Here is a 23916-nt window from a genome sequence, read left to right on the forward strand (position 1 = left end):
GTAATGGAAGTTAATTCGGTTAAAATGATTATTCCTTGCCAATGTTTACTAGGTGAAGGACCATATTACAGCGAATCACGAAAATGTTTATTTTGGGTCGATATTTTAGACAAGTTGCTTTACCGTTTTGATCTTCAGCAGCAAACTGTTTCTCGATATCCGATGGAGCAAGCTATTTGTTGGGTTATGGAGACTACGGAACAGCGTTTGATCGCAGGTTTTGAACGCGGTATTTATTACCTTGATAACAGCACATTCCAACCTATAGAGCTTTACTCTCTTTCCAATCTTGCTATAAATAATCGTTTAAATGATGCGAAAACAGATAGAAACGGATATGTGTTTTTTGGCACCATGGATAAATATGAACAACAAAGCACTGGAGCGCTTTATCGTTTTGGTCATCAACAGGCACCAACAATTGTTGACAGTAATTATATGATCAGTAATGGACCTGCAATAAGTAAAAATGGACGCATCTTATATTCAACAGAATCATCCACCAGAACTATCTATCAATTTGATTTAAGTGAACAAGGTGAGCTTAGCAACAAGCGAGAATTTATAAAATTTGACGAGGCAATGGGTTTTCCCGATGGTATGACAGTCGATAATGATAACCACTTATGGGTTGCATCATGGAATGGTTCTGGACTTTATCGTTTCTCACCACAAGGAAAATATGTTCAGTTTTATAAATTACCAGCTCCAAGAGTAACGAGCCTTACCTTTATGGGAGATGATTTAGATACGATAGCCGTAACTACAGCCCGCACTGGTTTAGATAAAGAGGCACTAGAACAGTTTCCTTACAGTGGAGGTCTTTTTATTATCACAGTACCCTTTAAAGGAATAGCAGAAACACCTGTTCATTTATGATTATTTATTCTTCAAAAGTACACGCTTTATTACGTCCTGAATCTTTTGCTAAATAAAGAGCTTTATCTGCTACTTTTATGAGCGTTTCACTTGTGGATGCTTTAGTTACTAAGCAAGTAGTATATCCTATGCTTATTGTTAGTTTATTACTCACACTTGAATAATCATGTGCAATTTTCAGAGATTTAATTTTTTGCTGTATTAATGTCGTAAAGTGCTCGCATTGCTCTAGCCCAGTGAAGGGTAAAATTATGGCAAACTCTTCGCCTCCGTATCGAGCTGCTAAATCTCCCTCACGCTTACATAAACTGCTTAATGCGCTTGCTACTTGTTTTAATGCGTCATCCCCTTTTTGGTGACCATAATTATCGTTATAGCGTTTGAAAAAGTCGATATCACATATAATTAAGCTAACGGGTTGGTTATGCCTTGCGCAGCGTTTAATTTCACTTTTGAGTGTAGCATCAAAAAAACGGCGATTAGCAATATTAGTTAGCGCATCAGTATTCGCTAATTTATTGAGCTTTATATTGGCGTTAATTAATTGCTGTTGGGTTAACTGTAGCTTTTTTTTATAGTTAATATTTTTAAGTGCATTATTAATGATTTCGCCTACGAGCTTTATTCTAATTAAATCTATTTTGCTCCAATTACGTTTTGTTTTAACACAATCACAACCAATAAAGCCTACTAGCTCTTCATCAAAACGAAGGCCTATGCACAGAACAGATTGAATATTTTGCTCTTTAAATTCAGCTTTTTCAGCGTCGGCTTTTGTTGGTAATTGTTCAATATCATTGACTTGAAATAGATGGCTCTCATTCATTATTTCAAAAAAGTAGGGTAGCTCAACTTTGGGTACATTTTGTAGTCTGTCTTTGCAAGCGATAATGCCCGTATTGACCCATTCGTGAGTATTGGTGATAGTTTCGTTGTCGGTGTTGAATTCAAATAAATAACTGCGGTCTGCCTTCAAAACAGTGCCAATGGCTTTAAGGGCAAAGTTAATTTGCTGGTCTATATTGTCATTTTGTATATCAATGAGTTTGGTAGAAATTTTAGAGATAATTTGATCAAAGTTATATTGTTCTGTAAGTGTACGATCTTGCTCTAAAGTGATCATAGACACAGAGTCATTAACTATTGAGTGGTTAACATTTAAAAGCTGCGGCGAAAATTCACACTCTAATAAAACAGCTGTGATATTTGATGAAAATAATTGCTCAATGGTTATCAGCGTATCATCATTAAAGTCGCGAAGAGTAATATTATTAAAAACATCGTTACTAACAGCGTCATCACTATTTATGTTAAGTAGTGTTTTAGCATGTTGGTTTAACGTGTAGTGATGCGTTTTATTATCATAAGCAATAACGGCTAAATTAATTAGATTAAAAATCTGCCAAATTGTATTGTTTGAGTCATGGCTCACTTGTTTCTCCGCATTAAAATATGAAAACTACCCATATTTATGAATTAATTATTATTTTTGTATCCGCTTAGTTATTTTTAGTACAGTTTTATGTATTTTACTAAGTTTTTAGTGCGTTTATTTGGCCTACGTATTACAATTGTGATTGTATATCATTACGTATTTCCCAATTTGCTTTATTTCATGAGCTTACTTCGTTTTCAGTAAAGGCCTTTTATATTTCATGACAGAAATAACTACACATCACGCCTCCCGTCGCCGTCTATTAATTGCACTTGCAATTACCTGTTCGTTTATGGTTATTCAGCTTATAGGTGCTTATTATGCTAATTCACTGGCTGTTCTTGCTGATGCAGGCCACTTATTTGTTCATAACAGTTCGCTATTTATAGCACTTATTGCCTCAAGCTTCGCTATTCATCTGGCTAAAACTTACAACGACGGTCACCAAAAAGCTGAATTAATCGGTGGTCTGATCAACGGAATTCTCTATCTAGCCATTAGTTTACTTATTTTGTATGAGGGAGCTGAGCGCTTTATGCATCATAAAGGTGGGCATGAGTTGGTTATAAATAGTTATTTAATGTCGGTGATTGCTGCTATTGGTTTTTTATTTCATGGTGCGGCAGCATGGGTGCTGTATAAAGGCCGTAAGGCTAGTATTAATGTGTATGCGGTATTTTTACATTCGTTTTTTGATTTAATATCAACGGTCTCTACTTTTGCTGCCGGTGTACTCATTTATATAACAGGCTGGAATGTAATTGATATTTTATCGAGTATGTTAATTGCATCATTTGTATTGTTTACGGGTATTAAGGTCATTGTTAGCTGTATCAAAGGGTTGCATTCGAATAAAGCGAAGTTACCTGATGTTGCTGATATCGAAACAGAAATAACGACTATGGAGCATGTAGCAAATGTGCACAATGTGACTGTTGTTCGTAAAAATAAAAAGGTGATAGTGGGGGCTCATGTGGTGTTAAAGCAGCATTGCACTATAGAAAAGCATGATGAAGAGTGTCGCTTAAAAGTAATCAAACTGCTTGCAGATAAATTTAATGTACGTAATAGTGTTCTTCAAATCGAAAGCTATGAATGCAAGCACATACATTAATAAATTAACCTAAAAGCGACTTGGTTAAGCTGTTTTTAGGTTTATATTAAATTAATAATCTTTTCAAAGCATGCAGGGCTCATTAAATCGCTAGCACTCATAGGGCGTGCGAAGTAGTAGCCCTGTAGCTTATGACAACCTATGTTCGTTAAAAAATCTAGTTGCTCCCGCGTCTCTACCCCTTCAGCAATACAATATAGCTCTAAGTTTTCAGCAAGCGAGTAAATTGTTTTAATAATCGATTCGTCACCTTTATCTATGCCGATACTATTTACAAAACTTTGGTCAATTTTTATTACGTTAATTGGAAATTGGCTCAAATAAGTGAGTGATGAATAGCCAGTACCAAAATCATCTAGAAACAGCTTAAACCCTGCAGCTTGAAGACTTTTAAGTTGTTTAGCTGCTTTGTGCTTATCTTCTAACAGCGTGTTTTCTGTAATTTCAAGACGTATTTGCTGTGGCTTGATATTGGCTTTTTCAAGTATAGCGCTCAGTCGCTGGGTTATATTAGCCTTTAAAATATGTTTTGGTGATACATTTAACGAAATATAAAACAGTGGGTTAATGCTAAGAATAGGCGCAAGCTCTGTAATTGCACGTTGCAATGCTTGCTCTGTGAGCATATCAATTAAGCCAGTTTCTTCTGCTACCGGTATAAATAAAGCCGGAGAGATTAGTTTTCCTTGGTTTTCCCAGCGCATCAATAATTCAACACCACTTATTGTTTTATCTTTTGTATTAACTACTGGCTGGTAATGGTTAAAAAACTGATTATCTTTTGCTGCGTCTTTTAAGTCATTTTCAAGGATAAGCTTTTGTTTGATTTGCTCATTCATTTTTTCATTAAAGAACTGAAATCCATTTCGACCTGCTTGTTTTGCATGCATCATAGCGATATCTGCATTACGTATTAAGGCATCTGTTGAGTTTGCATCATGGGGGTACAAGGCAATACCAATGCTGGCAGATATATTAATAGAAAAGTCTTCAATAATAACTTTACTTGCCAGCTCACTACTCATTTCGTTAAGTGTATGCTGCAGTGAAGACATAGAAGTAATGTTCTCGATTAATACTAAAAATTCATCACCACTTTGACGGCCAAAGGTCGCATGGTCGCCCAGATATAAGCCAACTCGCTCGGTAATGTTGCACAGTAATTTATCGCCCACGGCATGTCCAAACGAATCATTTACAGGTTTGAACTTATCTAAATCTATAAATATAACCGCACATTGCAAGTCGTTTTTAGCGGCTTTTGTAATGGCATTTTCAATTTTTTGATTCATTAAACTACGATTAGGTAGCCCGGTTAACGCATCATAGTTGGCCAAATAACGTAGCTCATTCTCAGCACGCTTTTGTTCGGTTAAATCTGTTATAACAATAACATAATAGCCAACTTTACCTTCTTCATTAGCGACAGCTGTGGCACTTAAATGAATAGGATGCTGCTGTGCTTTTGTAGTATTAACATAGGCATTTGTTCGCCAATTCTCTTTGGGTTGCAGTGCCTTTAATGTGGCTGCAAATTCTTTACATTTGGTTTGCCCAATGGCTTTGATAAATAGCTCTGAGGTAACAGCTCCCTCATCACCATCATCAGAAAATACCTCCATAAAGCTATTATTAGCTGAAAAAGGCATTAGATTTTCGTCTAGGATAAGTAAAAAGTCATTGATTTGGCTAAATGCTTCACCGAGTATTTTTGCTTGCTGTTCGTTTGCTAACTGCTCAGTAATGTTAGTAAAAATACCAGATACATACTCAGGCTTTTTAGTGTCTTGATTATAAATAATTTGCCCTAAGTCATGAAACCACAACCAATGACCATCTTTGTGGCGTAACCGGTAAGTCGCTTGCCAGTCTTGCGACTGAGTCTGTTTTATAAATGTATCCCACTTGCTTTGTATTCTGCGGCGCTCATCAGGATGCATAATATTAAAAAAGCTTTGTATATCAATGCGCTCAGGCAAGTCTGCAAAGCCTAACTCCATACCTCTAGCTGTGTTTACAGTATTGTCTGCAAAGCTATAGTTCCAAACACCACTTTTATTGCTTTTTAGTGCGAGCTCAGTTTGAGTTTTAGAGTGAATAGCTGCACGGTGGGCGCGCTCAATTGCTATTTTACGGCTACGGTATTGCCAAAAAAATAAAAACAGAATTATGGTCACAGCAAGGAAGTAGCATGCATAAGCGAGAGGAGACTGCCAAGGTGCATAGGCGACGCTAAAGTTAAGCCTTACAGGTTCGCTAGTAACGACTCCATTACGCTGCTGAGTTGATACTGATAATACATAATCACCAGGTTGTAATTTAGTAAAAAACACCTGGTTAGATTTTAAATCGTTATAGCTCAATGATGAGGGGCCAGTAAGCTCTACTCGGTAGAAGGTCTTACTTATATTTTTATAGTCAAAATTAGAAAACCGAACCGTTAACCCCATATCATCATGCTTTAGTTTTAACGGTTCATTACGATATTTTTCAGGTGTATAATTGAGCGTCTCTGAAAATAAATTGATATTGGTAATTGCTAACTTGCTTTGGGTGTTTTGTTGTTTACTCTTAAATTGATCGGGGTCAAACTGAAGTACACCGCTACGATTACCAAACACGAGTTCATTATTTTGCAATTTAAGTGCTGCAAGTGCAGTAAAATGATTGCTACTTAGGCCATCTTTTATTGTATAGGTTGTTACGTTTAATGAATCTAGATTAAGTTTATACAGTCCGTTGTCAGAACTAACCCATAAAAAATCATTATCATCGGCAATAAGCTCAAAAATAGAGTTAGTATTTAATGAATTGTTTTTATTAAAAGTATGAACTTGCTCGTAGGTTTCAGCGTTAACGGCAATTAAGCCTTCTTGTGTTGTAGCTAACCACAGTAGTTTTCGTTTTGCATCGTAGTAATAATTCTCGACCGTATGGTACAGGTTCTTTTTTGCCGTTTTAGATTTAAAAATAGCAGTTAAAGTGCCCGTTGCTTCGTTATACCTATAAAAAGTGTCAGAGGTACTTAAAAGTAGCTCGCCAGGGAACATCGTTGAAGGGGTATGGAATGCGTAAGCTTGTAAGGGCGATACAAGCTCTTTTAAGCCTTTTATAACTCTATTTTCACCAGAGTTACCGTCAAATATATAAAAGTTATCATTATTGATATAAGCAAACTTATCGGGCGCTACCTGAGCAATACCAAATAAATAGTCAGTATTTAGATTATGCTCGGTGATAAATTTGTTTTGTTCAAATGCTCCCGTTTCTTTGTTAAAAAGCTCGAGTCCAAAAAAAGTAGCTAGCCAAAGATAGTTCTCACCTTTATTGTTGGCAGGAAAAATATCACCAATAGCAGATAAACCATAAGCTGCTTTGTTATCTTTAGATTGTAAAAATAAATCACTCGTTTTCGTTTTTGAGTTATAACGAACAAGTCCATCATCAGTGCCTATCCAGAGCAATTGCTGCGTATCTTGATATATAACATTTACAATATTATTTTCAGGCAGTGTAATTCTTTTAAACTTCTTAGTTTGTGCTGCCCACGTTAATACCCCGTGAGTTCGTGAGCCAAGCCATAACAAACCGGATTCATCAAACATAATATCGTTGATGGTGTTTTCTGTAATGTTGTAGCTACTATCTTTGAAGTTTAAAATCGCAGTGAGCTTTAAGGTTGCTCTATCAAACTCAAATAAACCACTTTCTGTAGCAATAAACTCACCATAGGGTGTGTTTACATAATCCCAAATATTATAGTCACTAATAAGTGTTGATACTGCAGTAGGATTTATATTTTTATTTTCATCAAAAGCAATCCGATACATTCCCTCAACCGTACCAACTAGCAACCCAAATTCTTGGTCTACTGATAAAAATTTTACGTTGTTACTATCGTTAGTAACTTTTTGTGTGTCGCTAAGTGCTGTTTGTTGGAGTTCGTTATTGATAAAACTGTAGTTATACAGGCCCTGATCGGAACCTATATATAAGGTGTTTTGATAAAGTGACAATGCACGGATAAACATATTTTCATCAGGCAAAGATGCGACGAGTGTTAATTGTTTTGATTTTTTATCAAACCGGTATACGTGCGAATCAATAGAAAAATAAAAGTGTGTAAGCTCCTCAACCACTGCAATAACGGGAGAGTATTTTTCTTGGTCTTGGTTTAAATGACCTGAGTATATTTGTTTAGCCTTTAAGCTACTTGGATCAATTAAATAGCTACCTGCAAGTTGTGTGCTTACAAGTATGCTACCGTTATTGGTTTTGTACATATTAATAATGTAGTTATTTTTTAAATCTGTTTGGTTTTCGTAAGGCGTAACTTGATAGCCGTCGAACCGAAATAGCCCTTGTGTAGTTGCAATCCACACATAGCCAATATCATCTTGTACAGATTTTACAACAAAGCTTTGCGCCAATTGTTCGTTTTTGGATACACGTTGTAATTGTTCAGAGTAAGTTTGTGAGGCAAAGCTCTGCTGCATGCAAACTAATAAAAATATGTAAACAACGAAGAAAAACTTACTCAAAAGCACTTACCTTTTTTAATTGCCAAGGTTGGTATTTAGAATTGCTGTAATATAACATGAGTTTAATTTAAAAATTACAAAAAGCACTATAAATGTGAATTAATTGTTGCCCGCTTGTGGGTGTTAAAAGTCAATTTAACTAAAATGAAAGGACTACAAATGAATTTTAGAGAAAATATCAACTCAGAGCACAGCGTACTTTTAGTAATCGACTTACAAAGCAAACTAGCACCGGCTATATCCTCATTTAATACGACCTTAGAGTGTGCTTTACAGCTTGCAAATGCAAGTGCTATTCATCAAATTCCTTCAATAATTACAGAGCATTATAAAAAAGGACTAGGTGAAAGTGATGAGAAAATTAAGCAAGCTTTACCAAACGCGCAATATATCGAAAAAATAAATTTTAGTGCCTGTGCCGAAGAGGGGTTTTTAGATACTCTTTCGCAATTACAGCGCCCTCATGTGGTTGTTATTGGTACGGAAGCACATGTTTGTGTATTACAAACCTGTTTAGATTTACTACAACAAGGTTATGCAGTAACTGTTGCTACAGATGCAATAGCCTCAAGAAATACAGAGCACAAAGCCATTGCGGTTGAGCAGCTTCGTCAAGCCGGTGCAGTAGTATCATGTGCAGAGACAATAATATTTCAATGGACAAAAAAAGCAGGGACGTCTACTTTTAAACAAATACTATCAATTGTTAAGTAGCGCATTAAAAACATTTTTAAATCAACCTGAATTAGTAATGCTGGGCTTGATTTAAAATAAAAAATTGCGAGTTGTTAAAGGTTATATTAGCAATAAGCGTGTTTAATTTATTACAAAATTAATTAAGGTTTTTATGTCTAGTGTGAGCCGATTGCTTACAATCATATTCTGTTTATTGTTTGTCGAGTCTATTGGTATAGGCCTTTATTTTGATACATTAACAGAGGCGTTTTTGGTCGGCTTGCCCCTGTGCTTGCTCCCTATATGGTTATTAAAAACCCAACCCGAAAGTAAAGTTACACCTCATGTTGTCGCTGCCGCTATTATGATGTTTTCATTTTTGCATATTCAACAAGCTTATGGGCTTATTGAAGTGCATTTTGAAATATTTATTTTCTTAGCCATGTTAATAATGTTTGTTGAGTGGCGAGTATTCATTACGGCGATTGTATTTGTTGCTGTTCATCATTTATCTTTTTACTATTTACAAACGCAAAACACTGGGTTTTATGTATTTGACCCCGACCGACTCGCTTTTTCAACTGTGCTTATTCACGCAGCTTATGCCATTGTAGAAGCCCTTGTTGCTGGTTTTATTGCAGTAACATTACAACGCGAGCGTCGTGCAGGTTTGTCGTTAAGCCATGCCACTGAGCAAATAATGCAAGACCCAGAGCAAGTAAAGCTCTCAATGCGAGCTGATGATACCAATAGCAGTGCAGTAGTAGGCTTTAACACGCTACTAGAATACTTGTCGGATGTTATAAAACAGGTTCAAACTCAATCCGATTCATTAAAAAATAATTCTCAAGAACTTATAAATGTGCATGATGAGCTGGCAGACAGTGCTAAGCACCGAAATATACAAACCGATGATATTGCCAATTCAGGTTCACAAGTAGCCCACGGTTTTAAACTGGTTGAGCAAGAGAGTGATATTTTAAAGCAGCAAGTTAGCAATATCACCGATTCTGCTCATGTAGCTTTGCAAGAAGTATTACAAACAGACAGTAAGAGCAAGGAGTTGCTCACATTACTAACCAATACAGAAGAGCAGCTAAGTCATTTGGTGGCAGCTGGTGATGTAATTACAGGTTTGTTGAATGAAATATCAGGTATAGCGGATCAAACTAACTTGCTAGCACTCAATGCTGCAATTGAAGCAGCCAGAGCGGGCGAGCATGGTCGTGGTTTTGCTGTCGTTGCAGATGAGGTTCGTTCTTTAGCGAATAACAGCCAGAAAACAACAGCAAAAATAGCATCTACGTTAACAGATTTAGTGAATAACAGCCGCACTTCAACACAATCTATGAATCAATGTGTTGATTTTGTTGTAGATCTTACGAAAATTAGTGCCACTATGAAAGAGAATATCTCGTCAATGAGCGAGCAGATACAGGCTGTATCCACAAGCTCTAATTCGGTTGCACAAGTAGTTGCTGAGCAGGCAGGCAATACCGAGCAAATTGCAATAAGCACAGATCAAATGCGTCAACGCCAACAAGAAGACGGAAAAATTGTTGATCAACTTACCGCCAAGGTACAAATGATTGATGTGAGTATTGATGTGTTAGAGCAAAGCATTGCAAAATTTAACTAATAAGCGCTATTTTATTGTTGCTTTAATTGGTGTGTGGCTTGTCGTTGTTGTTTCGGGTTTAGTGTATTTTCAACTTGGCCAATTAAAGCCTTTTGATGAAAATAAAATGCTGGAACGACACAATTGGTTTTCGCAATTTAAAGAACAGGTGGTTTGGCAAAACAAAGATAGTGCTCAACTACTTATTATTACAGAAGATAAATGTGGATGTACTATACAAGCTAAACCACACCTATCATCTTTACAGCGGTTTGCGAAAAATCAGGGCGTTGAGGTACAAACATTTAAACTCAATAGCCAACTAAAGTCAGTGGTTCCGGCTACACCAGCCGCGGTTTTAATTGATAAAAATGGTGAGTTTGTTTATGCAGGGCCTTTATCTGAAGGGCTGGCATGTTCTCAAGGTAGCGGGTTTGTAGAGATCATGATAAGTAATCTACAAGCTGGTTTTAACTCATCATTGTTAATTGCCGATACAAAAGGGTGTTATTGCATTAACCGAGCATAATAGCTCGCTTATTTCTATTTATGATATGTGCTAATGCTTTTTTAACGCTTACCTACTTTAGGGAAGCGTTTTTTGTTGTAAATGACTTAACCTGAACGCTGGCTAAAAGACTTATTATCCAAAATACAGGTTACTTAATTACATAATGGTTACTAAGCCATAAACACCAAGTAATACAAACACAGTGGCGGCTATCGCTCTAACGGTATTTAATGGAATTCTTTTTAGTAGCGCCTTACCGGCATAAATAACAGGGACATTTGCGATTAGCATACCAAGGGTTGTACCAATTGTTACCCATAAAACAGATTGATATTGTGCACCGAGCAACACGGTTGCAATTTGTGTTTTGTCGCCAATTTCAGCAATAAAAAATAAGATTAAGGCTACTAAAAATGCACCATAGCGGTCGTATTTATGGCTCACTTCTTCATCTTTATCTGGAATAAGTAGCCACAGCCCTACCACAATAAAGCTTATATTAACTATCCAAGGTAAGTATTCGACGGCAAAGTTTCCGCTCAGCCAATCACCAAACCAGGCAGATAAACCATGATTAATAATAGTAGCAGCGAGAATGCCTAAAATAAGCGCTATTTTATTATGAAAACGTGCCGCAAGTAATAGCGATAGAAGTTGAGTTTTATCGCCAATTTCGGCAAGGGCAACAGTGACGGTAGAGGTTAAAAAAATATCCATTAATATAATCTTCAGGCGGGAATATTAAACCAAGGCAAACAGCTATCTCCCGCCATGAGGATAGTGTCTACCTAGGTCTCGCCGATAACGCTTGCTACAACATTACAAACTTACCATGCACATGAGGTGCAATTATGTTGATAAGTTTACTCATTACTGAGCGGGCTACTCCCCTAAGAGGATGGCGATTATTCCACAAAGTTTAAAGCAGGTAAATATATAAGGATAATTTTTAAAATTAGTTACTGTTTTAATAATGTTGATGAATAAATGAGCTTGCGTTTAGCTCTCAAGTTTACTGTAATTACAAACAGATGGAAGTTGAGCAATTTGAAGTTATATACACGTGTAAAGGAATTAAATATGCAATCAACAATTGTTAAATCAACTACGGCAACCATTCAAAATGGAGTCATGAAAGCGGACGGAAAGTTTTGGATTACGCAGACTAATGTAAATTTTGAACCTTTTAATGAAAAGTTAGGGTTAGAACCACATACAATTGCCCGTGATACAATTTTAAAAGTGGTTGAATGTAAAGGTAAGGGCGCAGGCCTTATTCCAATAACGGCTGATGCGATAGAGGTTTTCACGCAAGATGGCAGCTCATATCAGTTTATACTTTCAAACCCCAGTGATTGGATAACTATATTGTCTAATCAAGCTAGCGCTTAAAGTAACCAATATGCCATCATTTAATCATTTAAATGATGGCAAATAAGGTTTTTATTTAAAGTATAAGCGCTAATATGCCCCAAAATTAAAGCACCTAAACTTTAAATACATTAACTTGTCCTTGTAGCATTGCCGCAAGCTGTGCGAGTTCTTGCGATGCTTGAGCATTTTGTTGCGAGCTTTCGCTAACAGAAGTAATACTCGCGCTAAACTCATTAATATTGCTGCTTAGTTCATTTGCGACCATTTTTTGCTCCTGAGTTGCGGTTGATATTTGAGTATTCATATCTGCAATTTCGGTAACTTCTTGGTTAATTTCGCTGAGTACCTGTGAAGAATAATTAGCATGATCGACACTTTCTTTAGCGCTGCTTTCAGCGTTACCCATCGCATTAACAGCTTGCTGAGCCATGCCTTGTAGTTTTGTGATCATTTCATTAATGCTAGCGGTTGCTTTTTGAGTATTGTGGGCAAGTTGTCTTACCTCATCGGCTACAACGGCAAAACCTCGACCTGAGTCGCCAGCTCTTGCTGCTTCAATGGCTGCGTTTAAGGCTAACAAGTTAGTTTGCTCAGCAACACTTTGGATCATCATCACAACTTGGTTTATATCATTGGTTTGTGTATTTAGATCTGTAATAAGCTGCGTATTTGTATTAACCAAAGTTGAAAGTGTATTTATTGACTCGATATTATCAGCAACAGCTTGCTGACCTTGGCCTGCTTTTATGTCAGCACTTGTGGCTTTATCAGAGGTTATTTGCGCGTTTTGAGCAACTTGTTCTATTGCACTACTCATTTGGGTAATTGCAGTTGCAATCATAGCTGATTGTTGCTCTTGCTGGGTTGCTGTACTGGCTACTTGAATACTAATAGAGTTCATTTCTTCAGCTGCAGAGGCAAGTGTCAGTGTTGCGCCTGCCATATCTTTTACTAAACCTTGGATCCGAAGTAACATATCATTAAAGTTAGATGCGGTATCTGCAATCTCATCTTTACCCTGAACCTTAGCACGAGCTGTTAAATCGGCATTTGTTGCAATATCCGTTATGGTATCGCGTAATGACATTAATGGGTTTTGTATCGAGCAGTAAATAAAGTAGGCAACAATCAGTAGAAGTAAAATTAATATCGCGATTGTCACACTCATTATAAATTTTATAAATTGATAATTTTCATCAGCTTTAACTCTAAAGTCACTCGCTTCTTTAAGCTGCAAATCAATCAAAGCCTGGTAACTGGCACTAAGCGGATCAAAGAGTTGGTAAAGCTCATAAACAAATTGATTTTGTGGTAGTGATAAAAATTCACCACTATTAATACTTACAATTAAATTATTCAAATGCACGAGCACAGGCTTTAGTTTATTTTCAACGTTATCTACCAAGCGCTTTTCTTCAGCTGTTAACTGTGTGCTTAAGTAAGCTTTCCATTCATTATCAGCCGTATTTCTAGCCTGATTAATATTTGCTAAGAGTTCTGACTTGGTAATAGAGTCAGCACGATACTTGTGAAGTAAATCAACAATATTTACAGCGTAATTATCTGACACATGTTTAATTTGTTTAAGTGGTACGACACGGTCGTCGTATAAACTATCAATCCCTGCTACTAACCTTCCCATTGTGTTTATTGAAAAAAACGATGTAATTAAAAAAATCATAATTGGTAGCAATGCAAGCACTGCTAAACGGGTACGCACAGAATAATTGTTTAACATAGTTATCCAAAATTACAGCAATAATAAAAAAGTATAATATGGATAAAAAATTTCACTGAATTTTTATATGAAAATTATTCAGGGTTTATAATTCTTGCGCTTTAAGTTAATAACTCAAGTCTCATTTCAAAAAGCTTTTACTCGCATAATCCAATCAATCTTTATTATTGTTACTGCAGATAGGGGGTAGGTAAGCTTGCCATTGTTTGCAAAACGCCAAGCAAATTACGTGTGATTGAACTGCGCTTAGAGCGAGAAACAGACGGTCGCTCAAACTCGTTTTTGGACAGAAATAAGTTAGGACGAATGCGTGCTTTGTGCCAAAAGCAGTCGTTACTATTGTCTGAATTGTATTTATAGAGTTGAATTTTGTTCGTTACAAGTATTTAAAGTTTTTTCGGATCCTAATATTGTGATAATAATTGTTTTAGGCCATCCATTTTTTGACGAACAGCAATACCATAACTTTGGTCGTCACCCCAAATATCAGCTAATTGTTCTAACGATTCTATATCGGGCTGACGAAACAGGAAGCCAGCTCTTTCTGCCGCCGCATCATTACCTAATAATTTAAGTGCATCAACAACTAAGTTCATAGCCGAGTCAAAGGTTTCTCGATTCAGAGCATCTACTTTATGATGTATTAACTTGTAGGCGTGACGTCTATCTTTAGCACGAACTGCAAGTTTTAGGTTTGGATAATGTCGATTTGCCAGTTCAACAATTTCAAACGTTTTGTCCGCATCATCAATCGCAATAACAAGCAACTGTGCTTCAGACGCTCCAGCCGGCTCGGTTGAGTTCTAAACCGACAAGAAACAGCATCATCATCTAACATAGAGGTTTCCTTCTGCTTAACAAGTTATTCCTCTTCAAATGATTGATAATAATCAGCAATAAAGTCGACCAATGCGCGTACGGCAGGTAATAAACCTCTTCGAGAAGGATAAACAAGGTGAATTATATCTCGTTTAGGCTGCCAGCTAGGCAACAAATGAACGAGCGAACCTTCTTTTAATTCATTTGTAACCATTAATGACGGTAGTTGCACAATACCAACACTTTTCAATGCGGCTTTTCGTAAAGCAATCATGTCTGTTGTTACATATCGTGGCGTATGAGGAATGATGGCTTCCTCATTATTTGGCCCATAGAGGGTCCAATTATAATGATTCTGTGGTTGGCCTAACCCCAGACTCGGCCAAGTAGATAGGTCTTGAGGGTTTCTCGGCATACCATGCTTATTAACAAGTTCAGGGCTTGCCACTAAACATATACCTCGCTCAGATAATACTTTTAAAATAAGCTCACTATTTTCTAGTGGTGCTGGTCTAACACGAATTGCGACATCGACACCTTCTGCTATAAGGTCAACACGACGATTGGTGGCTTCAAGCTGAATAGCAACTTTAGGGTATTTTTCCATAAAATCCGCTAGAACCTGACCGATATGCACATGTAATAAAGCTATCGGGCACGATAATTTTATTGTTCCACAAGGCTCTACATGAGTGACTTCTATCGAGTCTTTCGCTGCATCAGCTTCTACCAACATTGCTTTGCAATGTGATAAAAAAGTCATGCCTATTTCGGTTACCTTAAATTGCCGAGTAGAACGATATATCAGTGTAACACCTAATTTTTCTTCCAATGAAGCTATGCGACGACTGAGTTTTGATTTCGGAATACCTAATGCTCGGCCAGCAGGAGCAAAACCTCCATGTTCAACAGTTTTCACAAAATAATAGAAATCATTAAGATCGTACATATGGCTTCAATCATCGTTCCATAAATAGAACTATCATACCCATTTTTTATATCTACACAAGAATTAGATCATCAACTACTCTAATAATCATATTTAATTTTCAGAGCCAAAAGATGAAAAAAATTCACAGCATTTTCTCAGCTCCACACCCGCACTGGGTCGGGGATGGTTTCCCAGCAAAAACCTTGTTTTCATATCAAGGGCAAGGCAAATCAGTCAGTCCTTTTCTATTACTTGATTATGCTGGACCAATGAAATTCTCGCCATCAGAGCATTTACGTGGTGTTGGCGAACATCCGCATCGTGGCTTTGAAACTGTCACCCTCGTATATCAAGGTGAAGTTGCACATAAAGATTCAACGGGGCAGCAAGGTGTGATTGGGCCCGGTGATGTTCAATGGATGACAGCCGCTAGCGGTATCTTGCATGAAGAGTTTCATTCTCATGCTTTTGCTGAAAAAGGGGGCATGCTGGAAATGATGCAACTATGGGTCAACCTTCCCAAGCGAGACAAGATGGCGGCACCTAAATATCAAGAGATTACTTCAGCCCAAATACCATCGCTAACATTACCGGATAACAGAGGTTATCTACGTATTATCGCGGGAGAGCTGGCAGGAACTAAGGGGCCTACATCTACTTACACTCCTATTTTAGTTGTCGATGGTGATATTAAAGCATCAGGTCGCTATCAGTTACCAATACAAGATGGTTGGTCAGTAATGGTTATCGCGCGTCAAGGCCAGTTAAAAGTGAATCAACAATTGGTATCTAAAGACCAAACAGTCATTTTATCTCAGTCTGGTGAAGGATTAGCAATAGAAGCCCTTGACGATAGCAAACTGCTTATTCTCGCAGGCGAGCCTATCGATGAACCGATTGTGGGCTATGGTCCTTTTGTAATGACCAGTCAGACAGAGATAAACCAAGCAATCACCGATTTCCAATCGGGGAAATTCGGTAACTTAGAGCGCATTTAGAAGTTCTCTAAATGCAACACTGTGCAATGTGCACTTAACATGTAGGAGAAAGAAAAATGACTAAACCTTATGTTCGTTTAGATAAAAATGATGCAGCAGTTCTCTTGGTCGATCATCAAACAGGTTTGTTATCTTTAGTGAGAGATATAGATCCTGATAAATTTAAAAATAACGTTTTAGCCCTTGCAGATTGTGCTAAATACTTTGAACTACCAACAATATTAACGACAAGTTTTGAACAAGGGCCAAATGGACCATTAGTGCCGGAGCTGAAAGAAATGTTTCCTGACTCGCCTTATATAGCTCGTCCGGGTCAAATAAACGCATGGGATAATGATGACTTTGTTGCAGCGATTAAAGCGACAGGTAAAAAACAACTCATTGTTGCGGGTGTGGTAACAGAAGTGTGTGTCGCATTTCCAGTACTTTCTGCACTTGAAGAAGGTTTTGACGTATTCGTCGTTACCGATGCTTCAGGTACGTTTAATGCAATGACCAGAGATGCCGCTTGGGACCGTATGTCGTCAGCTGGTGCACAATTGATGACATGGTTTGGCTTGGCCTGTGAGCTTCACCGTGATTGGCGCAATGATGTCGAAGGACTTGGCAACTTATTCTCAAATCATATCCCTGATTACCGAAATTTAATCAATAGCTACATTACTTTCCAACCGGAACAATAAACTTTATCAGGCGTGCCTTTGCACGCCTTTTCTTATCTACGGAGAAAATAAAATGTCTACCGATACTCACATAGTCGCTTTTTCAGGAAGTTTACGTACATCTTCTTATAATACGGCCGCTATTAAGGCGGCATCTCACCTGTTGCCTGAAAATTGCTCATTGGAAATCTTAGATATCAGTAACCTTCCTCTCTACAATCAAGAGCAAGATGGTGCTAATGCCCCACAAGAAGTCATAGCGCTAGCTCAAAAAGTTACTAATGCAGACGCTATACTTTTTGCTACACCAGAATATAACTACTCAGTTCCGGGTGTTTTAAAAAATGCTATCGATTGGCTTTCTAGGCAACAACCACAACCTTTTGCTGGCAAACCCGCAGCAATGATGAGTGCTAGTATGAGTATATTAGGTGGTGCCAGAGCGCAATACCATTTAAGACAAATTATGATTTATTTGGACGTACACTTTGTAAATAAACCGGAAGTGATGATTGCTGGTGCACACGAAAAGTTTAACGATAAAGGCGAATTAACTGACGAGTTAACGCGTGACTTCATAAAACAGCTGGTAGATTCCTTACTATCTTGGAGTCATAAATTAAAAAGCTAGGAGAATAAGATGAGTAACCAAAATCAAACAGCCGAAATTCCTTGCGATATAATGCTAGGTTGCGGTGCAGTTAAACAGTTAATACAACCAAAAGACAAAGATTTAGGTGGTTTTTGTGTAAGACGAACACTCCCCAATCAAGCACTTAAAAGTATTGGCCCTTTTATTTTCTTTGACCATATGGGGCCTGCCACCTTCCCAGCAGGTCAAGGTATAGATGTAAGGCCACATCCACATATAAATATTGCTACCGTCACCTACTTATTCGATGGCGAAATACTACATAGAGATTCCATAGGGAGTAAACAGACAATACGCCCCAGTGATTTAAACTTGATGGTAACAGGCTCCGGCATGGTTCATTCTGAGCGAGAATCCCAAGATGTTAAGAATAGACCACATTCAGTGCATGGTTTGCAACTTTGGTTAGCGCTACCTGAAAAAGATGAAGAAACCCAGCCCGCTTTTTATCATTATCAGGCAAGCGATTTGCCAACGATTGAGGTCAATGGCGTTGCCATTAGGGTCATGATAGGCGAAGCCTACGGACTTATTTCTCCGGTTAAAACTTTTAGTCCTACACTTTATATTGAAGCGCAATTAAAAGCAGGACAGTCACTTGAACTACCAAATGTAAATGAACGAGGTGTCTACGTTGTTTCTGGTGAAGTTAACTTAAGAGATACAAGCGTACCAGAACATACTATGGTGGTATTAGAGTCAGCTGAGCATGTCACTATTGAAGCGAAAAAAGACACACAGATAGCCCTAATTGGTGGTGATAACTTGGGTAAACGTTATATAGACTGGAACTTTGTATCGAGTAAGAAAGACAGAGTTGAACTTGCTAAACAGCAATGGATTAACAGAGAGTTCCCTTTAATAGAGGGAGATTCTGATGAATTTATTCCTTACCCAGCCCTTGCTAAATAACCGGAATAAATCCGCTTTAAAAATTCAATTAAAATGCCGGAAATATTCCGGCTACCTTATTGTTTTTATATTTTTCAACAGGTTGATTCTTTTTTGTTAATGATCATTTCTGTGTCCGCTTCACGCCCTGAGGCATTCGCCTAAACACGTTTTGGGGCAGAAAGAGTCAGTACAACAGTCCGCTTCACAATTGCGAAGTTCGACAGTGTGGACTTCCCAGCTTTCGCTAGACACCGTCTTATAATCTTAAAGTACAAAACGGGAGTAAACTTCCGTTTCTAGTGCTTCAAAGGTAGTTATCGAAATATATTCTGTTTTTGAAAGCGTTAACCTAGATAGCTATATGAGCAACTTTTCGCTGGCTTATTTGAGCGAGAAGCTGACGGTCGATAAACTCGTTTCTGGACAGAAACGGTTTAGGTTTATAAATCTAAACCGTTTCTACCAGATTAGAAAAAGTATCTTGGAACTATAAACGCTTGTATTTGGTTTACCTTTCAAGTTCGATAGCATGGAGGCAATATTGGTTTACGATACTCTAACTTCCTGTGACAATACCTCACCAGTATCATTTAGAATATCAGACAGAACTTCTACATTAGCTTCAGTTTCACACTCAGGGCAGTTAACCGAACCAGTTTCTAGATATTGAGTGGTATGGTTACCAGAACTTTCAGATTGGCTCTCAAAATCATCAGTATTAACTGAGAAAGCCGCACCACAATCTTCATTTGGACAATCAATGGAAATCGTCATTATCAAACTCCTTGTTACATTGAAAAAAGGACATATACACAGTTTGTACGCAAATTTAATATATGGGCTGTTTTCTTATTTTCAAGCCGTTACTCCATAGAACCCTTGTTAGACATAAATCATAGTCTTACATTCTGCCATAATGTAGTAATCTTTTTCCTTTTGGTTCAATTAACTAGTTAGGCCATGTGAAGGGGGGGGCAAAATGCCACCTAATAGCAAGAATGATGATTTATCAACTCGCTCGGATAACTTTGAGTAGGGCAAAGTCAGCTTAACAAGCTATGAGTAAGTAATAGGCTTAACGCGACAAGGGGCATAAACGAGTTAGTACCATAGTCCGCTTTTGGCATTAAGACGAACTTCGGCTAAGAGCGATAACCGGACACTGAAAAAGTTAAATTTATTTCTGTGTTTTGAGTAGAAATCTAATTTTGTCCAATAACATTATTAAACGCCGTTTTGGGGCAAAATAACATGCTTAATTTCTAGCTCTTTTAATTACTTGTTTATAAAGGTAATTATTGGTGAAATTATCATGGTATGTAATATACGCTGTTTTGTTGTTTTATAAGCTGTTAGCTTACAAGGAATATTATGAGTACTTTAGATCATTTAACTAATTGGGACATTGAGTTGGTTAAGAAAGTAGTTGATCACTTAAATGAATTCGGAATTGTATCGGATGAAGATGGTTATGATTTTCCATCTACATGGATTGAAAGGTGGTCAGATGCGTGTACAGACTATTTAAAAATACATGGTTATAAAGGTGGACCCTTATCTGATATTGGTGAATTCTTTAGTGGGTATGGTGCAGTATATGGTTTATATAATACAACTGGAATTAGTTATAAGTCTGCAGGTGAATACATCACCAAATTAGCAACTAGCAACATGCAACATGCAAGTCAATCGGACGACTAACACTGTTGCCTTATTTGCTAAAAAACAGCGCAAGTACGCTGCAGTTCCTTGCGGCGTTATCACTGTCCGCTCATGGCACTGAGCCCAACTTCGGCTAAGAGCGAATTGCAGACGGTCTAATCAGTTGTTTTCTACTAGCTTACAAGGTAGCTTGTAAAGCATTCATAAAAAACATGGGCGCACTATGAAAACTTGTTTTTTCATTTTTCTGTTTGTCTTTTCTATTAGTTGTCTCGCTGTTGTGAAAAGGCATGATATTCCCCCTGAGAATTATGTGTTGAAAGAAGCTCCTGACTTCTTAGTAGATATGCCCCATGAGGGACATGGCGCTTTAATCAACCCGAGTTGGGTTGTAACTGTCGCACATACCATTTTTTATAATTATATTGGTAAAAGTTTAAGGATTGGATCAAATACATATCAAATTAAAAAAGTGTACATACATCCTGAATTTGAAAAGCCTAGCGAAATTTTGTTGAAAGGAAATTTAGCGCCTTTAATGAGCTTTTTTAAAGCAAGAAGTGATATTGCATTAATTAAATTATCTTCACCTGTGAACGATGTATTACCGATTGCTCTTTACACAAATATAAAAGAACAAGGCAAAACAGTTACAGTTTTTGGTAAAGGTGCTACAGGTAATGGGCTTATTGGCGAAGAGTCTGATACTAAATCTTTGAAACAGCTGAATCACTTCCAAAATATTATTGAAAATGCAGAAACTAATTGGCTGACATTCAAGTTCGATAAGCCAACTAATGGATTACCTCTAGAGGGGATGCACGGTTCAGGTGATAGTGGTGGAGCCTCTGTCATTTATCAAGGTGGTAAGCCCTTTCTTGTAGGGCTTTCAAGTTGGCAACTGGCGCATGGCGATATTTCTGACTTTAAGGGTGGGTTATATGGTACAACTGCATATCAAGTGAGAATCTCCAATTATAGTGATTGGATTAAGGATGTCATAGCTGACGAACTAAAAACGGTCAATTAACGCCTGTTTTGAAACTGTAATTAAGTTCGACTTAGAGCGAGAACCGGTCAGTTAAAAATTGTTAGATATGGAGTCAAGGTTTCCCTTTTGATAATCAAACCCGTTGTTACCACTTTATATTGTGATAAGGATTTTAAATGAAACCATATTTATTAGCCATTTTGATTTTTGGCATAACATCAATTTCTGTCGCTATTTATCTTGGATTAACTTACGAAAAGTCTACGTTTATGAACTCTTGTAAAAAAGAAATGGCTAAACAATTTACTGATAATAAAGTTCAGGCTAATAAACAAGATATCAAATGGACATGTGAAACTATGTTTATCAATAATGGAAAACTTTAACAAAAAGCTCTAGTAGCAAGGTAAAACTCTGATAGTTCCTTATAGCACCAAGCTAAATTACCAAAGGGTGATAAATGGTCATTCAGGTGAGTCGTCATTGACTTAGTAATAATAAAAAGAAACTTTCCCCTTTTCCACATGTTTAAATAAGCGACAGTAGCATAATATTTATAGCTAGTAATAACTTACAGTATTTGCTATTAATATAAGTTCATAAAATAAGGATATTTTCACTCTAAAATAGGTAAATTGTCCTCAGATAAAACAGTTATATTTATTTTGTAGATTAGGTATTCAATGATCATTCACTTTACAAAAAAGTTTGAGTTCCTCAGCTCTATTATTAATTCAAAATCTTTTAGACTGAAATATTGCTGCGAATCCATAGGTGATAAAGAGGGTAGAATAGTGTCAAATGCGGCACATCCGATGGTTTCATTTAGCGAATTTAACGACAACGATTTAGAACATAAAACTATTACATACGGTCGTTATGGAATTGCATTAAAAAAAGACTGGGCTAGAAAACTTGGAATTGGGCCAGTATTGTATGTTGAGAAAAATTCTCCAGCAGCAAAAGGGCTTGTTAGCCTGCTGCGAGCTCGGCAAAACATGGATACATTGCCAGATGAGTTACGATTACCAATAATTCAGATGAAGTGCTTTACTAAACACGAAACAGGTTACAACAGTTGGAATGGGGACGAAAACTTCTGTTTCAAAAGTGAAAATGAATGGAGGTTTGTTCCAAGCAAAAAGCAGATAGGAAACAGGCCTATTTCAGAGAACTATTCGACATATAAAGCAAATGAACAAAAATACAATAAGCAATTATTACCTCACCCTCTAAGTTTTTCAGAAGAGGATATCGAGTGTATATATACAAATACTTTAGCTGAAAAAGAAGAACTAATCTCTACGTTTGGCATGGATGAAAGACAGATAAAAATAAGTTCTTGGAAATCATAAATATAACAATCAACTTAAGTCGGGCGTTGAGGCTGTAGAATTACTCTTTTTCAAGAGAAACAGCCTCTTTTATGGGTTCCAAGTGGATTACCTAATACTTTAAAACGCTTAGAGTTAATTACAGGAACTCGTTTTTAATTGAATTTGGCTGTTGGAGTTATTCTACAGTCTCGTTATAAGCCTAAGGATTCATATTGAGCATGTTAGAGTATTCACTTCAGCTATCAAAGGATATTAATAAATCTTTAGCTGGATTAACGGTAAAGCGCGATGACGAAATTTTATTTCCATGGTTATTTCATTCGTTAGTGATAGAGCATCACCGAAGTATTATTGTGCTGTGTGACAATCAATTATATAGCTCAGCATCGAGTTTAATTCGTTGTGTTTTTGAAGCCTATATTAAGGGTCTGTGGTTTGCTGAGTTCGCTACTGAGTCTGATTTCGAGAAACTAAAAAATGATAAATTCAATAAAGACTTCTATAAATTAGTAAATGCACTAGAAAACAAAAATAAAAATGGAATAAAAAAAGCTAAGGAAAGTTATTGGCCTAATTTAAATAGCCTTACTCACTCAGGAGCAGCTCAGCTATCGAGAAGAATTAATGGTACCGAAATAGTGAGTAACTTTGATGATGAATTTATTCAGCAGATGCTTCGGTTTTCTAATAATTATGCATTACTGTCGTTTAGTGAAGTTGTAGAAATGTCAGGTGATTGTGATGCTCAGGAGGCTTGTCTAATTATTATCGAAAAGTATAAAGACACCTTTAGTATGACGTAATGTGGTTAAGGCTTATAACAAGAGTCTAAGGTTACGACAGTCCGCTCATGGCACAAACCGGAAATCCCCCCATAAATTCCGCATTTACACATTAAGGTTTTTAAAACCTTAATGTAATGAATTTTCAATCATTCAACTATTTACCTAAATCTAAACCTATTTAAATTCAAGGTCAGACTTTAGTTAATAAATCTCAATTTAAGTGCCATACTTCGAATGAAATTCAAACAATTCTCAACTTGCCGCGAATTCTCAATTTAAGTGGCGCTGGCCAAAAAATGC

General features: G+C 37.0%; 21 protein-coding genes, 1 pseudogene and 1 riboswitch. Of the genes and pseudogenes, 15 read left to right on the forward strand and 7 right to left on the reverse strand.

Features of this window, described 5'->3' with window-relative positions; genetic code table 11:
• The first annotated feature begins 3 nt into the window (after positions 1–3).
• Positions 4–879 (forward strand): SMP-30/gluconolactonase/LRE family protein, encoded by an 876-nt coding sequence (locus PUND_RS16815; protein WP_010389176.1) that lies wholly within the window; start codon positions 4–6, stop codon positions 877–879.
• Between the two features lie 4 nt (positions 880–883).
• On the opposite strand, the gene PUND_RS16820 is transcribed toward PUND_RS16815, so the two are convergent.
• Positions 884–2311: a sensor domain-containing diguanylate cyclase gene (locus tag PUND_RS16820; protein WP_010389175.1), complete on the reverse strand. Its 1428-nt coding sequence runs from the start codon at positions 2309–2311 to the stop codon at positions 884–886.
• Between the two features lie 223 nt (positions 2312–2534).
• Here PUND_RS16820 and PUND_RS16825 point away from each other — a divergent pair, with 223 nt between their 5' ends.
• A complete protein-coding gene (locus tag PUND_RS16825) occupies positions 2535–3428 on the forward strand; it encodes a cation diffusion facilitator family transporter (RefSeq protein WP_010389173.1) in 894 nt (297 codons plus the stop codon).
• Positions 3429–3469: 41 nt separating this feature from the next.
• On the opposite strand, the gene PUND_RS16830 is transcribed toward PUND_RS16825, so the two are convergent.
• Positions 3470–7969, reverse strand: coding sequence for an EAL domain-containing protein (locus PUND_RS16830; protein WP_010389171.1), 4500 nt, complete (start codon positions 7967–7969; stop codon positions 3470–3472).
• Positions 7970–8128: 159 nt separating this feature from the next.
• On the opposite strand from PUND_RS16830, the gene PUND_RS16835 reads away from it, so the two are divergent.
• The 3 genes from PUND_RS16835 to PUND_RS16845 all read left to right on the forward strand — a co-directional run bounded on the left by PUND_RS16835 (position 8129) and on the right by PUND_RS16845 (position 10791).
• A complete protein-coding gene (locus PUND_RS16835; RefSeq protein ID WP_010389169.1) occupies positions 8129–8683 on the forward strand; it encodes an isochorismatase family protein in 555 nt (184 codons plus the stop codon).
• A gap of 133 nt (positions 8684–8816) precedes the next feature.
• Complete coding sequence (locus PUND_RS16840) at positions 8817–10283, forward strand: methyl-accepting chemotaxis protein (RefSeq protein WP_010389168.1); 1467 nt, start codon at positions 8817–8819, stop codon at positions 10281–10283.
• Positions 10267–10791: a DUF6436 domain-containing protein gene (locus PUND_RS16845; protein WP_010389166.1), complete on the forward strand. Its 525-nt coding sequence runs from the start codon at positions 10267–10269 to the stop codon at positions 10789–10791. Before PUND_RS16840 ends, PUND_RS16845 begins: the two co-directional genes overlap by 17 nt.
• Before the next feature lie 138 nt (positions 10792–10929).
• Here PUND_RS16845 and PUND_RS16850 read toward each other — a convergent pair whose 3' ends face one another.
• Entirely contained in the window at positions 10930–11490 is a 561-nt protein-coding gene (locus PUND_RS16850; RefSeq protein ID WP_010389163.1) for a TMEM165/GDT1 family protein, read from the reverse strand.
• Between the two features lie 83 nt (positions 11491–11573).
• A riboswitch (yybP-ykoY riboswitch) is annotated at positions 11574–11676 on the reverse strand.
• A gap of 177 nt (positions 11677–11853) precedes the next feature.
• On the opposite strand from PUND_RS16850, the gene PUND_RS16855 reads away from it, so the two are divergent.
• On the forward strand, positions 11854–12165 hold the full coding sequence (locus PUND_RS16855; protein WP_010389160.1) for a hypothetical protein: 312 nt from the start codon (positions 11854–11856) through the stop codon (positions 12163–12165).
• A 94-nt stretch (positions 12166–12259) separates the two neighbouring features.
• On the opposite strand, the gene PUND_RS16860 is transcribed toward PUND_RS16855, so the two are convergent.
• The 3 genes and pseudogenes from PUND_RS16860 to PUND_RS16870 form a co-directional block, all read right to left on the reverse strand.
• Complete coding sequence (locus PUND_RS16860; protein ID WP_010389159.1) at positions 12260–13885, reverse strand: methyl-accepting chemotaxis protein; 1626 nt, start codon at positions 13883–13885, stop codon at positions 12260–12262.
• A 354-nt stretch (positions 13886–14239) separates the two neighbouring features.
• Positions 14240–14679 (reverse strand): annotated as a pseudogene (locus tag PUND_RS16865) (NAD-binding protein); the annotation flags it as partial.
• 68 nt (positions 14680–14747) lie between these two features.
• Complete coding sequence (locus PUND_RS16870) at positions 14748–15653, reverse strand: LysR family transcriptional regulator (protein WP_010389157.1); 906 nt, start codon at positions 15651–15653, stop codon at positions 14748–14750.
• A 185-nt stretch (positions 15654–15838) separates the two neighbouring features.
• Here PUND_RS16870 and PUND_RS16875 point away from each other — a divergent pair, with 185 nt between their 5' ends.
• The 4 genes from PUND_RS16875 to PUND_RS16890 are packed head-to-tail and all read left to right on the forward strand — an operon-like array spanning position 15839 to position 18859.
• Positions 15839–16633: a pirin family protein gene (locus PUND_RS16875; RefSeq protein WP_240539519.1), complete on the forward strand. Its 795-nt coding sequence runs from the start codon at positions 15839–15841 to the stop codon at positions 16631–16633.
• Positions 16634–16689: 56 nt separating this feature from the next.
• Positions 16690–17316, forward strand: coding sequence for an isochorismate family cysteine hydrolase YcaC (gene ycaC / locus PUND_RS16880; RefSeq protein ID WP_010389155.1), 627 nt, complete (start codon positions 16690–16692; stop codon positions 17314–17316).
• Positions 17317–17368: 52 nt separating this feature from the next.
• On the forward strand, positions 17369–17926 hold the full coding sequence (locus PUND_RS16885; protein WP_010389153.1) for an NADPH-dependent FMN reductase: 558 nt from the start codon (positions 17369–17371) through the stop codon (positions 17924–17926).
• Positions 17927–17935: 9 nt separating this feature from the next.
• Positions 17936–18859, forward strand: coding sequence for a pirin family protein (locus tag PUND_RS16890; protein WP_010389151.1), 924 nt, complete (start codon positions 17936–17938; stop codon positions 18857–18859).
• Between the two features lie 528 nt (positions 18860–19387).
• On the opposite strand, the gene PUND_RS16895 is transcribed toward PUND_RS16890, so the two are convergent.
• A complete protein-coding gene (locus PUND_RS16895) occupies positions 19388–19615 on the reverse strand; it encodes a hypothetical protein (RefSeq protein ID WP_010389150.1) in 228 nt (75 codons plus the stop codon).
• Positions 19616–20212: 597 nt separating this feature from the next.
• Here PUND_RS16895 and PUND_RS16900 point away from each other — a divergent pair.
• The 5 genes from PUND_RS16900 (at position 20213) to PUND_RS16920 (ending at position 23634) form a co-directional block, all read left to right on the forward strand.
• Positions 20213–20542, forward strand: coding sequence for a hypothetical protein (locus tag PUND_RS16900; protein ID WP_010389148.1), 330 nt, complete (start codon positions 20213–20215; stop codon positions 20540–20542).
• A gap of 184 nt (positions 20543–20726) precedes the next feature.
• Positions 20727–21533, forward strand: coding sequence for a trypsin-like serine protease (locus PUND_RS16905; RefSeq protein WP_010389146.1), 807 nt, complete (start codon positions 20727–20729; stop codon positions 21531–21533).
• A 137-nt stretch (positions 21534–21670) separates the two neighbouring features.
• Positions 21671–21880 carry a hypothetical protein gene (locus PUND_RS16910; RefSeq protein ID WP_010389145.1) on the forward strand — a complete coding sequence of 70 codons (210 nt, stop codon included), beginning with the start codon at positions 21671–21673 and terminating at the stop codon, positions 21878–21880.
• A 297-nt stretch (positions 21881–22177) separates the two neighbouring features.
• Positions 22178–22849 (forward strand): abortive infection system antitoxin AbiGi family protein, encoded by a 672-nt coding sequence (locus tag PUND_RS16915; protein ID WP_010389144.1) that lies wholly within the window; start codon positions 22178–22180, stop codon positions 22847–22849.
• Positions 22850–23049: 200 nt separating this feature from the next.
• The gene (locus PUND_RS16920; RefSeq protein WP_010389143.1) at positions 23050–23634 is read left to right on the forward strand and encodes a DUF6988 family protein; all 585 of its coding nucleotides are present in this window, start codon (positions 23050–23052) and stop codon (positions 23632–23634) included.
• Positions 23635–23916 lie beyond the last annotated feature (282 nt).

The sequence above is a fragment of the Pseudoalteromonas undina genome (genome assembly GCF_000238275.3).
In the GTDB taxonomy this organism is placed as follows: domain Bacteria; phylum Pseudomonadota; class Gammaproteobacteria; order Enterobacterales; family Alteromonadaceae; genus Pseudoalteromonas; species Pseudoalteromonas undina.